Origin of the sequence: Variovorax soli NBRC 106424 (assembly GCF_001591385.1) — a bacterium.
Taxonomy (GTDB): domain Bacteria; phylum Pseudomonadota; class Gammaproteobacteria; order Burkholderiales; family Burkholderiaceae_C; genus Variovorax; species Variovorax soli.
Genome location: NZ_BCUU01000128.1, coordinates 1 through 12416, shown reverse-complemented (window position 1 = coordinate 12416; position 12416 = coordinate 1). Strand labels below are relative to the sequence as shown.

Here is a 12416-nt window from a genome sequence, read left to right as displayed (position 1 = left end):
CCTGCCGCTGCGCAGCAGCCGCCGGCGCCCGCCGTGCCGGCCGAACCCGCGGCGGACGTTGCGGCTGCGCAGGAAGATGCTGCCACGCAGCAAGAGGCGCCGCTGCCCACGCTGGAAGACGCGCAAGCCCTCACCCCCGAGTCGGACTTCAAGCCCTTCGTGGCGCGCAACGTGGCGCCCGAGGTGCGCAACGCGGCCATGAAGAAGCTCTTTGCGGACCCGCATTTCAATGTCATGGACCGGATGGACGTCTACATCGACGACTATTCCAACCCCGCGCCCCTGCTGCCCGCCCAACTGCGCAAGATGGCCAGCGCCGCCTTCCTCAAGCTGGTGGACGACGACGAAGAAGAAAAAAAGAAGAGCAAGGCACCGCTGGAAGAAACCCCTGCCATGACGCAAGCACAGGACGTGGCACAGTCCGAGCATCACGCAATAGATGATCCCAGCCCGCCGAACGCGCCGCCCGACCCGGGAGCGCCGCCGGCCAGCCAAGAGACCGATGACGACCACGCTGATCTGCGACTGCAACAAGACGATGCCGCTCGCGCCGAAGACCCTCGGCGCGGCACTTCTTCCTGACAAGAAAGAGCTTCCCCTCCACACGACCCTGTGCCGGCGCGAGGCCCCGGCCTTCCAGCGCGCCATCACCGGCAGCGGCGGCGACGAGGTGGTCGTGGCCTGCACCCAGGAGCAGCGCCTGTTCACCGAGTTGGCCGGGCAGACGCCCGGCGCTACCTCGCCCATCCGCTTCGTCAACATCCGCGAGACCGGCGGCTGGAGCCGCGACGCGCGCACCGCCATGCCGAAGATCGCCGCGCTGCTGGCCGCCGCCAGCCTGCCCGATCCGGAGCCGGTGCCCACCGTGTCCTACAGGAGCCAGGGCCGGCTGCTGGTCATCGGCCCGCTCGACCAGGCCGAGCATGCGGCCGCGCTGCTGGCCGATTCGCTGCAGGTGAGCATCTTCTCCACCGGCCCCGGCGAGCGGGGCGGGGCGCAGGCGCGCCGCTTTCCGGTGGTGGCCGGCCGCATCGAGTCGCTGGCTGGCTGGCTCGGCGCCTTCCAGCTGGGCTGGACGCAGGACAACCCCATCGACCTGGACCTGTGTACCCGCTGCAATGCCTGCATGGCCGCCTGCCCTGAGCAGGCCATCGGCTTCGACTACCAGATCGACGCGGCCCGCTGCACCTCGCACGGCGATTGCGTGAAGGCCTGCGGCGTGGCCGGCGCCATCGACCTGCAGCGCGAGCCGCAGGTGCACAGTGCCGAGTTCGACCTGGTGCTGGACCTGGGCGCCGAGCCGCAGATCGACTGGCATGCGCCGCCGCAAGGCTACTTCCACGTTGCCGGCGGCCTGGCCGCGCAGGCCCAGGGGCTTCAGACCGTGCTGCGCCTGCGCGAGCTGGTGGGCGAGTTCGAGAAGCCCAAGTTCTTCGACTACAAGCAGAAGCTCTGCGCCCACAGCCGCAACGAGCAGGTGGGCTGCAATGCCTGCGTGGAGGTGTGCTCGGCCCATGCCATCCGCAGCGACAAGGAGCACCAGCGCATCGTGGTCAACCCCAACCTGTGCGTGGGTTGCGGGGCCTGCACCACCGTGTGCCCGACGGGCGCGCTGGCCTACAGCTACCCGCGCGCGCCGGAGCAGGGGCGCAAGCTGCGCACGCTGCTGTCGGCCTACCTGCAGGCCGGCGGACGCGAGCCCGTGCTGCTGCTGCACAGCGAGGAGGGCGGCCGCACGCTCATCGAGCAGCTGGGCCGCCAGGCGCAGCTGGGCAAGGCGCAGGGCGTGCCGGCCCACGTCATTCCAGTGAGCCTGTTCCACAGCGCCAGCACCGGCATCGACCTGTGGTTGTCGGCGGTGGCCTATGGCGCCACGCAGGTGGCGGTGCTGTTCACCGGCGAAGAGGCGCCGCAGTACCGCGCCGCCACGGCTAAGCAGATGGAGATCGCGCAGGCCCTTTTGAGGGGCCTGGGCTACGCGGGCACGCATTTCTTGGCCGTCGATGCCGCCACGCCGGCGGCGCTGGACGCGGCGCTTACCGAGTTGCGCGGCACGCGCCAGCAAGTGCCTGCCAGCGCCGCCCGCCATGCGGTGGCGGCCGAGAAGCGCAGCACGCTCGAACTGGCACTGGACCACCTCGTCGAATCCGCCCCCGCGCTGAAAGACCAGACCGCGCCCGCCGCCATTGCGCTGCCGGCCGGTGCTCCGCTGGGGGCCATCGAGGTCGACAAGGACAAGTGCACCCTGTGCCTGGCCTGCGTGAGCGCCTGCCCGGCCAGCGCGCTGCAGGACAACGCCAACGCGCCGCAGCTGCGCTTCATCGAGAAGAACTGCGTGCAGTGCGGCCTGTGCGCCACCACCTGTCCGGAAAACGCCATTTCCCTGGTGCCGCGCTTCCTGCCCGCGCCGGAGCGCGCCCAGCCCGTGCTGCTCAACGAGGCCAAGCCGTGGAGCTGCATCCGCTGCGGCAAGCCCTTCGGCACCCACAAGGCCATCGAGGCCATGCTGGGCAAGCTGGCCGGCCACGCCATGTTCCAGGGCGAGGCGCTCGAGCGCCTGAAGATGTGCAGCGACTGCCGCGTGATCGACATCTACACGGCATCCAACGAAGTCAAGATCGACCAGCTATGAACCTCGCATCGTCCGCCGCCGCGTCCTCCGCCCTCGACGAGGAGATCGCCCGCGCCGAGCTCTACGGCCTGCTGGCCCGGCTCTGGTATGCGCCGCCCGATGCGCAGTTGCTCGACGCCTTCAAGGTGGCTGCCACCGAGGCGCCGATGCAGGGCGCCTACCTGGAGGAGCCCTGGCGCCAACTGGTGGGCGCCGGCCGCGAGCGCACCGAGGCGCAGCTGCGCGCGGAATACGACACCCTTTTCGGCGGCATCGGCAAGCCCGAGGTGTACCTGTTCGGTTCGCACTACCTGAGCGGCTTTCTCAATGACAAGCCGCTGGCCCAGCTGCGCGGCGAGCTCGCCCGGCTCGGCCTGGCACGCGACGACTCGGTGGGCGAGACGGAAGACCATGTGGCCTGCCTGTTCGAGGTGATGCGCTACCTGATCGCGGGCGACGACGTGGCGGTGGCGAACCTGACGCGGCAGCAGGCCTTCTATTCCGCCCACATCCAGCCGTGGATTTACGACATGTGCGAAGCCGTCGCCGCGCACCCCGCGGCCGGCTTCTACGCGGCCCTGGCCCGGTTCACGCAGGCCTTCGCCCAGGTCGAGGCGCAGGCCTTCGACATCCTCGAGTGAACCACCAAATTGGCCAGATGGCCTGACCACAATGGTGGGGTATTCACCCGGGATTTAAGGGCTTTGACTACTATGCAAACCTATGCAAATGGGTTCATATCTAAACCCATCGTTGAAGCCAATCCTGGAGTTGCCATGCAGGACAGCCAAGTGAACGACAGACAGAAAAGCTCGCGCCGAAGCTTCTTTGCCGGTGCCGCCGGCGTGGGCGCCGCAGCCGCCGCGGTGGCCGTGCTGCCCAAGGTCGAAGCCACGAATGCCTCCCCCGCGTCGAGCGCCAAGCCGGCGCCGGACAAGGGCGGCGGCTACCAGCTCTCCGAGCACGTCAAGCGCTACTACCGAACCACTTCTGCCTGAGGACGGACCCAAGATGCTGCTCACTCGCAAGGCGAATGGCGCTTCGGCCATCGCCCCTACTTCTTCTTCCGACAACAGCCACTCGCCCTTCGTCCACAGCCTGCGGCGCGGCCTGGCCAACGCCATGCCGACCATGGACCGGCGCGGCTTCCTGCGCCGCTCCGGCCTGGGCGTGGGTGTCGGGCTGGCCGCGGGCCAGCTCACCCTGATGCGCAAGTCGCAGGCGGCCGAAGGTGCCGGCCCGGCCGTCGGCGCGGGCAAGGTCGAAGTGCGCCGCACGGTGTGCTCGCACTGCTCGGTGGGCTGCGCCTCCGACGCGGTGGTGGAAAACGGCGTGTGGGTGCGCCAGGAGCCGGTGTTCGACTCGCCCATCAACCTGGGCGCGCACTGCGCCAAGGGCGCGGCCCTGCGCGAGCACGGCCATGGCGAGTACCGCCTGCGCTACCCGATGAAGCTGGTCAACGGCAAGTACGAGCGCATCAGCTGGGACACGGCCCTCACTGAAATCGTGGCCCGCATGCAGGAGCTGCGCAAGGCCAGCGGCCCCGACTCGCTCTACTTCATCGGCTCGTCCAAGCACAGCAACGAGCAGGCCTACCTGATGCGCAAGTGGGTCAGCTTCTGGGGCACCAACAACTGCGACCACCAGGCACGCATCTGCCACTCCACCACGGTGGCCGGCGTGGCCAACACCTGGGGTTACGGTGCCATGACCAACTCCTACAACGACATGCGCAACGCCAAGGTGGCGCTGTACATCGGCTCCAACGCGGCCGAGGCGCATCCGGTGAGCATGCTGCACCTGCTGCATGCCAAGGAGAACGGCTGCAAGGTGATCGTGGTCGACCCGCGCTTCACCCGCACGGCGGCCAAGGCCGACGAGTACGTGCGCATCCGCTCGGGCTCGGACATCGCCTTCCTCTTCGGCCTGCTGCACCACATCTTCAAGAACGGCTGGGAAGACAAGAAGTACATCAACGACCGCGTCTTCGGCATGGACAAGGTGCGCGAAGAGGTCATGACCAAGTGGACGCCCGACAAGGTCGAGGAAGTGTGCGGCGTGCCCGAGGCGCAGATGCTCAAGGTCGCCACCTGGATGTCGCAGAACCGCCCCAGCACCATCGTCTGGTGCATGGGCCAGACGCAGCACACCATCGGCAACGCGATGGTGCGCGCCTCGTGCATCCTGCAGCTGGCGCTGGGCAACGTGGGCGTGTCGGGTGGCGGCACCAACATCTTCCGCGGCCACGACAACGTGCAGGGCGCCACCGACGTGGGCCCCAACCCCGATTCGCTGCCGGGCTACTACGGCCTGGTGGAAGGCTCGTGGAAGCACTTTGCCGCCGTGTGGGGCGTGGACTTCGACTGGATCAAGTCGCGCTATGCCACGCCGGCCATGATGAACAAGTCGGGCATGACGGTGTCGCGCTGGATCGACGGCGTGCTCGAGAAGAACGAGCTGATCGACCAGGACTCGAACCTGCGCGGCGTGTTCTATTGGGGCCATGCGCCCAACTCGCAGACCCGCGGCCTGGAAATGAAGCGGGCCATGGACAAGCTGGACCTGCTGGTGGTGGTGGACCCGTACCCCTCGGCCACGGCCGCCATGGCCGCCATGCCGGGCCGGCCGGAAGACCTCAACCCCAATCGCGCGGTGTACCTGCTGCCGGCCTGCACGCAGTTCGAGACCAGCGGGTCGGTCACCGCATCCAACCGCTCGCTGCAATGGCGCGAGAAGGTCATCGAGCCGCTGTGGGAAAGCCGCAGCGACCACATGATCATGCAGCAGCTGGCCGACCGGCTGGGCTTCGGCAAGGAGCTGTCCAAGAACTTCAAGATGCAGAAGGTCAAGGGCATGGACGAGCCCGTGCCCGACGACATCCTGCGCGAGATCAACCGCGGCAACTGGACCATCGGCTACACCGGCCAGAGCCCCGAGCGCCTGCAGGCGCACATGCGCAACATGGCCGCCTTCGACGTGACCACGCTCAAGGCCAAGGGCTCGGTCAAGGACAAGGTCAACGGCTACGACATCGCGGGCGACTACTTCGGCCTGCCGTGGCCCTGCTACGGCAACCCCGAGCTCAAGCACCCGGGCAGCCCCAACCTGTACGACACCTCCAAGCACGTGATGGATGGCGGCGGCAACTTCCGCGCCAACTTCGGCGTGGAGCGCGGCGGCGTCAACCTGCTGGCCGAGGACGGCTCCCATTCGAAGGGCGCGGACATCACCACCGGCTACCCCGAGCTGGATCATGTTCTGCTCAAGAAGCTGGGCTGGTGGGACGAACTCACGCCGGAAGAGAAGCCCAAGGCCGAGGGCAAGAACTGGAAGACCGACCTGTCGGGCGGGATGATTCGCGTGTTCATGAAGAACCACGGCTGCCATCCCTTCGGCAATGCCAAGGCGCGCGCGCTGGTGTGGAACTTCCCCGACCCGGTGCCGGTGCACCGCGAGCCGCTGTACGGCAACCGGCCCGAACTGGTGGCCAAGTACCCCACGCACAACGACATCGCCACCTTCTGGCGCCTGCCCACGCTCTACAAGAGCGTGCAGGACAAGAACCTGGCGGACAACGTGGCGCAGAAGTTCCCCATCATCCTCACCTCGGGCCGGCTGGTCGAGTACGAGGGTGGCGGGGAGGAGACCCGCTCCAACCCCTGGCTGGCCGAACTGCAGCAGGAGGCCTTCGTCGAGATCAACCCGAAGGTGGCGGCAGAGAAGAACATCCGAAACGGCGAGCGCGTCTGGGTACACACGCCCACCGGCGCCAAGCTGAATGTGCAGGCGCTGGTCACCGAGCGCGTGGCGCCGGACACGGCCTTCATCCCCTTCCACTTCTCGGGCCGCTGGCAGGGCGTGGACATGCTGCCCTACTACCCGGCGGGCGCGCATCCCGTGGTGCGCGGCGAGGCCGTGAACACGGCCACCACCTACGGCTACGACAGCGTCACCATGATGCAAGAGACCAAGTCGACCATCTGCAACATCGAGAAAGCCTGAGGAACCGCAATGGCAAGAATGAAATTTGTCTGCGATGCCGAGCGCTGCATCGAATGCAACGGCTGCGTCACCGCGTGCAAGAACGAGAACGAGGTGCCGTGGGGCGTGAACCGCCGCCGCGTGGTCACGCTCAACGACGGCGTGCCGGGCGAGAAGTCGATTTCGGTGGCCTGCATGCACTGCTCCGACGCGCCCTGCATGGCGGTGTGCCCTGTGCAGTGCTTCTATCGCACCGAAGAGGGCGTGGTGCTGCACGACAAGGACGTGTGCATCGGCTGCGGCTACTGCTCGTACGCCTGCCCGTTCGGCGCGCCGCAGTTTCCGGCCCAGGGCACCTTCGGTGCGCGCGGCAAGATGGACAAGTGCACCTTCTGCGCCGGCGGCCCCGAGGCCAACGGCTCGCAGGCGGAGTTCGAGAAGTACGGCCGCAACCGCCTGGCCGAAGGGAAGCTGCCGGCCTGCGCCGAGATGTGTTCCACCAAGGCCTTGCTCGCCGGCGACGGCGACGTGGTGGCCGACATCTTCCGCACCCGCGTGCTGCATCGCGGCAAGGGTGCCGAGGTGTGGGGCTGGGGTACGGCCTACGGCTCGCAGCAGGCGGGCAAGTCCAACGGCGGGGTGAAGCAATGAAGCGCGCCGCAGCCTCCGTCATCGCGCTGCTCGGCGCCGCGGCCTTGCTGGCCGCCTGCGGCGAAAAGCCGCAGACCAATGCGCAGGGTGTGAAGCACGACGCCGCACCCTGGTCGGGCACGTCCAACGGCACGCCCAAGGAAGGCGGCGGCACCGCCTTCACCGCCCAGGGCTGGAAGCCGGGCGACAAGGCCTCGTGGGAGGCCCAGCTGAAGACCCGCGCCCAGAACGGGCAGAACGAATACAACCGGACGCAGTAGGCGTGCGAGCAGTGAGCGAAAGGCCCGGCATCATGAACAGAACGCTCAGCGCCCTGGTGCTGGCCGCGGTTCTGGGCGCTGCCTTTGCGGGCGGCGCGCAGGCCCAGGCCCAGCAGGCACCCACGGCCGCAGGCCCCGTAACCCCTGCGCCCGCGCCTGCGCCGGCGGCCCCTGCGGCCGGCGGCATCCAGAGCCAGAACATCTTCGACGTGAAGCCCGAGGCCAGCGAGCAGCCGGGCTACATGCAGCAGAGCAACGGCGAGCGCATCAAAGTGCAGCCCGGCAACAATGCCCCGATGTGGCGGCAGGTGGGCGAGGGCGTGACGGGCTATTCGAGCCTGCCCAAGCACGAGGCGCCCGAGGCGGGCAACCTCATCCAGCCCATCGTGGAGTACCCCGGCTCGCGCCGCACCAACGCTGGCGAAGCCTGGCGCCAGGTGCGCAACGACTGGCTCATTCCCTATGGCGCGGCCCTGCTGTTCGTCACGCTGCTGGCGCTGGCCATCTTCTACTTCACGCGCGGCACCATCGGCCTGCATGGCGAGGAAACCGGCCGCAAGATCGAGCGCTTCACGCCCTTCGAGCGCGCCACGCACTGGTCCAACGCCATCGCCTTCGTCACGCTGGCCGTGAGCGGCATCGTGATGGCCTTCGGCAGGTTCTTCCTGCTGCCGGTGATCGGCGGCTCGCTGTTCGGCTGGCTCACCTATGCGCTCAAGACGATCCACAACTTCGTCGGGCCGCTGTTCGTGGTGACGCTGGTCTTCATGATCATCACCTTCTTCCGCGACAACCTGCCGCGCAAAGGCGACCTGAACTGGCTGCTCAAGGGCGGGGGCCTCTTCGGCGGCAGCGAGCCGCGCTCGCACCGCTTCAACGCCGGCGAGAAGATCGTCTACTGGGGCGGCATGCTGGTGCTGGGCAGCATCGTGGTGGGCTCCGGCCTGTTCCTCGACAAGCTGCTGCCGGGCTTCGTGTACACCCGCGGCGAAATGCAGGTGGCGCACATGATCCATGCCACCGCCACGCTGCTGATGATGGCGCTGATCATGGGCCATATCTACATCGGCACCCTGGGCATGGCCGGCGCCTACAAGGCCATGCGCAAAGGCTACGTGGACGAGACGTGGGCGCGCGAGCACCACCCCGACTGGTACGACGACATCGCGGCCGGGAAGATCCCCGCGCAGCGCAGTGCCGAGGCGCGGGCTGGCGGCAGTACGGCTGCGGGGTCCATGGCCACGGAAGGACGCTCCACATGATGACCATGATGAAGATGATGAAGAACGCATCCACAGGCTTGGCCGTAGCGGCCGCATTGATGGTGGCCGCATTCAGTTCCGCGTCCTGGGCCAAGCTGCCGCCTCCGCCGGAACCCACGCCCGAAGCCAAGGCCAAGGCCGCCGAAACCGCCGCGCGCACGGCCTGGACCGGCAAGGTGGATGCCTACAAGCTGTGCCTTGCGCAAGACCGTGCGGCGCAGAACTACCGCGCCGGCGCAAGCGCCGCCGGCAAGCAGGTACCGGCGGCCGTGAGCACCCAGCCGTGCACCGACCCGGGCCCGTTCGCGTATGTGCCGCCGGAGGCCGTCAAGCCACTGGAGGCCGCCGGTGCCCATTCGCCCAGCACGCCGGCCACCTCGCCGCATAATTCGGCAACGCCTGACGCCCAGGCGCCGAAGAAGCAGTAGTAGTGACAAATCGGGCACTCGACACCACCACAAGCACCGCCAACCAAAGCAACGCAACCCCGACACGTCCACGCCTGAGCGCCGCGCGCGCGCCGCTGACGCGCGAGGTCGAGGTGGTGAACGAGCACGGCGAGCGCGAGCAGGTCCACATTCCCGCCGAGCGGGACCTCACCATCTACGTCGACCGGCGCGAACTGGTCACGCTGATGACGCTCGGCGCGCAGCCCGAGCTGCTGGTGCTGGGCTACCTGCTCAACCAGCGCCTGGTGCAAGGCGCCTCTGATGTCGAGTCGATCACGGTCGACTGGGAAGTGAACGCCGCCGCGGTGAAGACCCATGCGGGCATCGACCGCATCGAGGAGCGCACCGCCAAGAAGGTCGTCACCACCGGCTGCGGCCAGGGCAGCGTGTTCGGCGAGCTGATGGCCGAAATCGAACGTGTGCAGCTGCCGCCCACGCGCATGACCCAGGCGCAGCTGTATGCGCTGGTCAACGCCATCCGTTTGCAGGAGAGCACGTACAAGTCGGCGGGCTCCGTGCACGGCTGCGCGCTGTTCACGCTGGATGCTGATGAGCAGGGCGGCGGCCCGCAGGCTGCGATGCAGATCTTCGTGGAGGACGTGGGTCGCCACAATGCCATCGACACCATTGCCGGCTGGATGGCGATGCAGCCGGGAGAGGGCGCAGCAGGCGCTCTCGGCCCGGCGCGGGTGTTCTACACGACGGGGCGGCTGACGAGCGAGATGGTCATCAAGTCCGCGCAGATGGGCGTGCCCATCGTGGTGTCGCGCAGCGGCATGACGCAGATGGGATACGACGTGGCGCAGCGCGTGGGGTTGTGCGCGATTGGGCGGGCGACGAATCGGCGTTTTGTTTGCTATGCGGGGGCGGAGCGGTTGGTGTTGCAGCCTGGGTTGGCGGAGCGGGGATAGGTTGGTCCGGGGCCCAGCGTGCGGGGTTTGAACTGGCGGTGCGCCACCTGACGCCGAACGAAGACGGGCGCTGATGATCGCTGTGATCGTCGCGTCGGAGCTTTGACGGCTGATTGAGCTTGGAATGCTCGCCTGCGGCTATTCGACAGAGGGGCAGGCGCAACGCCGTGGCCGCCCAGTTCGCGGTGATAGCGCACGCGGGGCCATCTGCAGGCCAAGTGCGTGGGGAAGTGTTTATCCAGGGCGCGGCCAGACCATTCCCTGCGCAAGATCCGGCGGCCACGTATTGCTTCTTGGCGGGTGCCAGCTCGGGTGCATCGGGCCATCATCGGTGGAAATCGCCATCTCCCTGCGCGCAGGCGAACTTCGATTGCCGTCCAGCTCCGCAAGGAGTGGTTCCACTGTGAGCCGGCGGCCCCGTGGCAGGGCGCAGCAACGGGAAAGCTGGCAACCCAAGTTGCTGAGCGTGCGCGCGAAGGGTCTTGTCATAACGCACGACGACTTGCGAGTCATCGCGCTGTCCGGGCCCCACGACTCCAACGACTGCGACTCGCAGATGGGCGGGGTGTGAGAGGCAAAGCCGAACGATGATGCACGTGCGTCGTACCGATCAAGGAGCGCAAGTCGAAAGGCGCACGTCGCACATGTCGTATCAGTAGCGATTGCGGTGATTGCCGTAGCTGTCCTGTCGACGCTCACCGCCGCCAAAGCCACCGCTGCGAGGCTCCATGGGGCGGGCAACGTTCACGGTCAATGCCCGGCCATCGATCTGCTTTCCATTCAGTCCCTGAATGGCGGCCTGGGCCTCCGCCGGGGAGCCCATTTCGACGAAGCCGAAGCCCTTGGAGCGGCCCGAGTCACGGTCCATCATTACCTTCGCCGATGCGACGTGGCCGAAGTTTGCGAATTGCTGGTGCAGGGTGTCGTCGCGCATCGCATAGGAGAGGTTGCCGACGTAAAGTTTGTTGTCCATGAGAGTCTTTCTGAAGAGGTGAAGGTCTTGTGTGACCTGAGGTGGAGTGGGCGCAGGGCGTGTTCAGTGCCTGCGCCGTGGGGGAGCGGCGGAGGTACCGGGCGCTCGCGGCGCGATATGGCGAAACGTGAGTCGTCCTTTGGTGAGGTCGTAGGGCGAAAGCTCACACGAGACGCGGTCGCCGGCCAGGACGCGGATGCGGTGCTTGCGCATCTTGCCGCCCGAGTAGCAGATGAGGCTGTGGCCGTTGTCGAGGGTGACTCGAAAGCGCGAGTCGGGCAGCACTTCCTCGACGCGCCCTTGCATTTCAATCAGTTCTTCTTTGGCCACACAGCTCCTAAGTTGATCGTTCCGACCTGCGTCAGACCAGTTGGTTGTTCAGCACTAACTGCCGGCCCTGCGCCAGGGCGTAGCGTGCGGCGTTCGCGGCGCTGTCGAAATGGGGAATGAGGCGAAACACGCGATCGTGCATGCCGCGGCGAATGGACACCGAGGCGCTGTAGCGGCCGGCATCGTTGAGTTTCGTCATGGGTGTGACGAGGTACTTGCCCACTTCGTGGGATGGAGAGTTCTGCATGAGGAAGGGACGACGTGACGCGGGCCGCCATGTGCGGACAGCGCGCCTGTGCGCAGGCGCCCCGTCGAGGGAGCGATCCGCGCATGTAAAACGGTGGAGAAAAATGTGCCGGTCCGAGTCGTATTTGCGAGACCGGACCGAAGATGAAGCTCGCCCAAAAGGGGATGACGTACGGCCTGGAGGCTACAAAGAGAACGCTCCAGACGAGTCCTGGGCCGCCTGTGCGTACCGCGAGGTGTCTATCAAGGACCCAGGCAACGAGCAAGCCGGGGTCGATGCGAGAAGTATAGGGCAATAGCCTCGCAAGCATTCCAGATGGGTGCGATGCCCCTACGGATCAGTGGTAGGCTGGGTGCACAACGGCACGAAAGGCCAATATGAGCAAAGCGCTTCTCTCCACACTTCGACGGGAGGTGCTTCGTGTTGAGCTGCCTCGCGTCGCGGACCTGTTGCACCGTCGGCGTGCCGGCGAGATCGAGGCCTCGGTCATCGATGAGCTGGTGGAGCTGTCGTGGCTGGAGTGGTTGGGCGGCTCGCTGCAGCTGACGGCCACGGGTAGCAACATCTGCCGCCAGCAGATCCCCAAGTAGGCGCGTCGCAGGTGGCCCAGGCGGCCAAGGACCTGGACGTGCACGGATACTGATCCTGGATGTGATCGTTGTAGTAGCCCCCCTTGGATTGCGCCCGCAACATAGCGAGTGGTCCTTGCATTGAAGTCCGATGGATGGGGCAATCAAGCCG

14 protein-coding genes are annotated in these 12416 nt (G+C 67.0%); 11 read left to right on the top strand and 3 right to left on the bottom strand.

What is annotated here, in order from left to right:
- From VSO01S_RS23890 to VSO01S_RS23845, 10 genes are all read left to right on the top strand, one after another.
- Positions 1 to 582 (top strand): DUF3306 domain-containing protein (locus VSO01S_RS23890; RefSeq protein ID WP_068645281.1); only part of this gene is annotated, 582 nt, incomplete at its 5' end.
- A complete protein-coding gene (locus VSO01S_RS23885; protein ID WP_245684310.1) occupies positions 503 to 2632 on the top strand; it encodes a 4Fe-4S binding protein in 2130 nt (709 codons plus the stop codon). The genes VSO01S_RS23890 and VSO01S_RS23885, both read left to right, overlap by 80 nt.
- On the top strand, positions 2629 to 3252 hold the full coding sequence (locus tag VSO01S_RS23880) for a TorD/DmsD family molecular chaperone (protein WP_068645279.1): 624 nt from the start codon (positions 2629 to 2631) through the stop codon (positions 3250 to 3252). The genes VSO01S_RS23885 and VSO01S_RS23880 overlap by 4 nt, the downstream gene beginning before the upstream one ends.
- Before the next feature lie 135 nt (positions 3253 to 3387).
- Positions 3388 to 3609, top strand: coding sequence for a formate dehydrogenase (locus VSO01S_RS23875; protein WP_068645278.1), 222 nt, complete (start codon positions 3388 to 3390; stop codon positions 3607 to 3609).
- A 13-nt stretch (positions 3610 to 3622) separates the two neighbouring features.
- Positions 3623 to 6613, top strand: a complete 2991-nt coding sequence (locus tag VSO01S_RS23870) for a formate dehydrogenase subunit alpha (RefSeq protein WP_068645277.1) — start codon at positions 3623 to 3625, stop codon at positions 6611 to 6613.
- 9 nt (positions 6614 to 6622) lie between these two features.
- Complete coding sequence (gene fdh3B, locus VSO01S_RS23865; RefSeq protein WP_068645276.1) at positions 6623 to 7243, top strand: formate dehydrogenase FDH3 subunit beta; 621 nt, start codon at positions 6623 to 6625, stop codon at positions 7241 to 7243.
- Complete coding sequence (locus tag VSO01S_RS23860) at positions 7240 to 7503, top strand: hypothetical protein (RefSeq protein ID WP_068645275.1); 264 nt, start codon at positions 7240 to 7242, stop codon at positions 7501 to 7503. Before fdh3B ends, VSO01S_RS23860 begins: the two co-directional genes overlap by 4 nt.
- Positions 7504 to 7535: 32 nt before the next feature.
- A complete protein-coding gene (locus tag VSO01S_RS23855) occupies positions 7536 to 8765 on the top strand; it encodes a formate dehydrogenase subunit gamma (RefSeq protein ID WP_068645283.1) in 1230 nt (409 codons plus the stop codon).
- Complete coding sequence (locus tag VSO01S_RS23850) at positions 8762 to 9193, top strand: hypothetical protein (RefSeq protein ID WP_068645274.1); 432 nt, start codon at positions 8762 to 8764, stop codon at positions 9191 to 9193. The genes VSO01S_RS23855 and VSO01S_RS23850 overlap by 4 nt, the downstream gene beginning before the upstream one ends.
- Before the next feature lie 74 nt (positions 9194 to 9267).
- Positions 9268 to 10125 carry a formate dehydrogenase accessory sulfurtransferase FdhD gene (locus VSO01S_RS23845; RefSeq protein ID WP_068645282.1) on the top strand — a complete coding sequence of 286 codons (858 nt, stop codon included), beginning with the start codon at positions 9268 to 9270 and terminating at the stop codon, positions 10123 to 10125.
- Positions 10126 to 10777: 652 nt separating this feature from the next.
- Here the strand turns inward: VSO01S_RS23845 and rbp are convergent.
- The 3 genes from rbp to VSO01S_RS23830 all read right to left on the bottom strand — a co-directional run bounded on the left by rbp (position 10778) and on the right by VSO01S_RS23830 (position 11675).
- On the bottom strand, positions 10778 to 11098 hold the full coding sequence (gene rbp, locus VSO01S_RS23840) for an RNA-binding regulator (protein ID WP_068645273.1): 321 nt from the start codon (positions 11096 to 11098) through the stop codon (positions 10778 to 10780).
- A 63-nt stretch (positions 11099 to 11161) separates the two neighbouring features.
- Entirely contained in the window at positions 11162 to 11428 is a 267-nt protein-coding gene (gene infA, locus VSO01S_RS23835) for a translation initiation factor IF-1 (RefSeq protein WP_068645272.1), read from the bottom strand.
- 31 nt (positions 11429 to 11459) lie between these two features.
- Positions 11460 to 11675 carry a hypothetical protein gene (locus tag VSO01S_RS23830; RefSeq protein WP_068645271.1) on the bottom strand — a complete coding sequence of 72 codons (216 nt, stop codon included), beginning with the start codon at positions 11673 to 11675 and terminating at the stop codon, positions 11460 to 11462.
- A gap of 413 nt (positions 11676 to 12088) precedes the next feature.
- Between VSO01S_RS23830 and VSO01S_RS23825 the strand changes: the two genes are divergently transcribed.
- The gene (locus VSO01S_RS23825) at positions 12089 to 12265 is read left to right on the top strand and encodes a hypothetical protein (RefSeq protein WP_245684308.1); all 177 of its coding nucleotides are present in this window, start codon (positions 12089 to 12091) and stop codon (positions 12263 to 12265) included.
- Positions 12266 to 12416 lie beyond the last annotated feature (151 nt).

What these genes read in the sequence shown, in the direction of transcription:
- VSO01S_RS23885 (WP_245684310.1), top strand. Translation starts at nt 503, where the DNA reads ATGACGACCACGCTGATCTGCGACTGCAACAAGACGATGCCGCTCGCG.
- VSO01S_RS23880 (WP_068645279.1), top strand. Translation starts at nt 2,629, where the DNA reads ATGAACCTCGCATCGTCCGCCGCCGCGTCCTCCGCCCTCGACGAGGAG.
- VSO01S_RS23875 (WP_068645278.1), top strand. Translation starts at nt 3,388, where the DNA reads ATGCAGGACAGCCAAGTGAACGACAGACAGAAAAGCTCGCGCCGAAGC.
- VSO01S_RS23870 (WP_068645277.1), top strand. Translation starts at nt 3,623, where the DNA reads ATGCTGCTCACTCGCAAGGCGAATGGCGCTTCGGCCATCGCCCCTACT.
- fdh3B (WP_068645276.1), top strand. Translation starts at nt 6,623, where the DNA reads ATGGCAAGAATGAAATTTGTCTGCGATGCCGAGCGCTGCATCGAATGC.
- VSO01S_RS23860 (WP_068645275.1), top strand. Translation starts at nt 7,240, where the DNA reads ATGAAGCGCGCCGCAGCCTCCGTCATCGCGCTGCTCGGCGCCGCGGCC.
- VSO01S_RS23855 (WP_068645283.1), top strand. Translation starts at nt 7,536, where the DNA reads ATGAACAGAACGCTCAGCGCCCTGGTGCTGGCCGCGGTTCTGGGCGCT.
- VSO01S_RS23850 (WP_068645274.1), top strand. Translation starts at nt 8,762, where the DNA reads ATGATGACCATGATGAAGATGATGAAGAACGCATCCACAGGCTTGGCC.
- rbp (WP_068645273.1), bottom strand. Translation starts at nt 11,098, where the DNA reads ATGGACAACAAACTTTACGTCGGCAACCTCTCCTATGCGATGCGCGAC.
- VSO01S_RS23830 (WP_068645271.1), bottom strand. Translation starts at nt 11,675, where the DNA reads ATGCAGAACTCTCCATCCCACGAAGTGGGCAAGTACCTCGTCACACCC.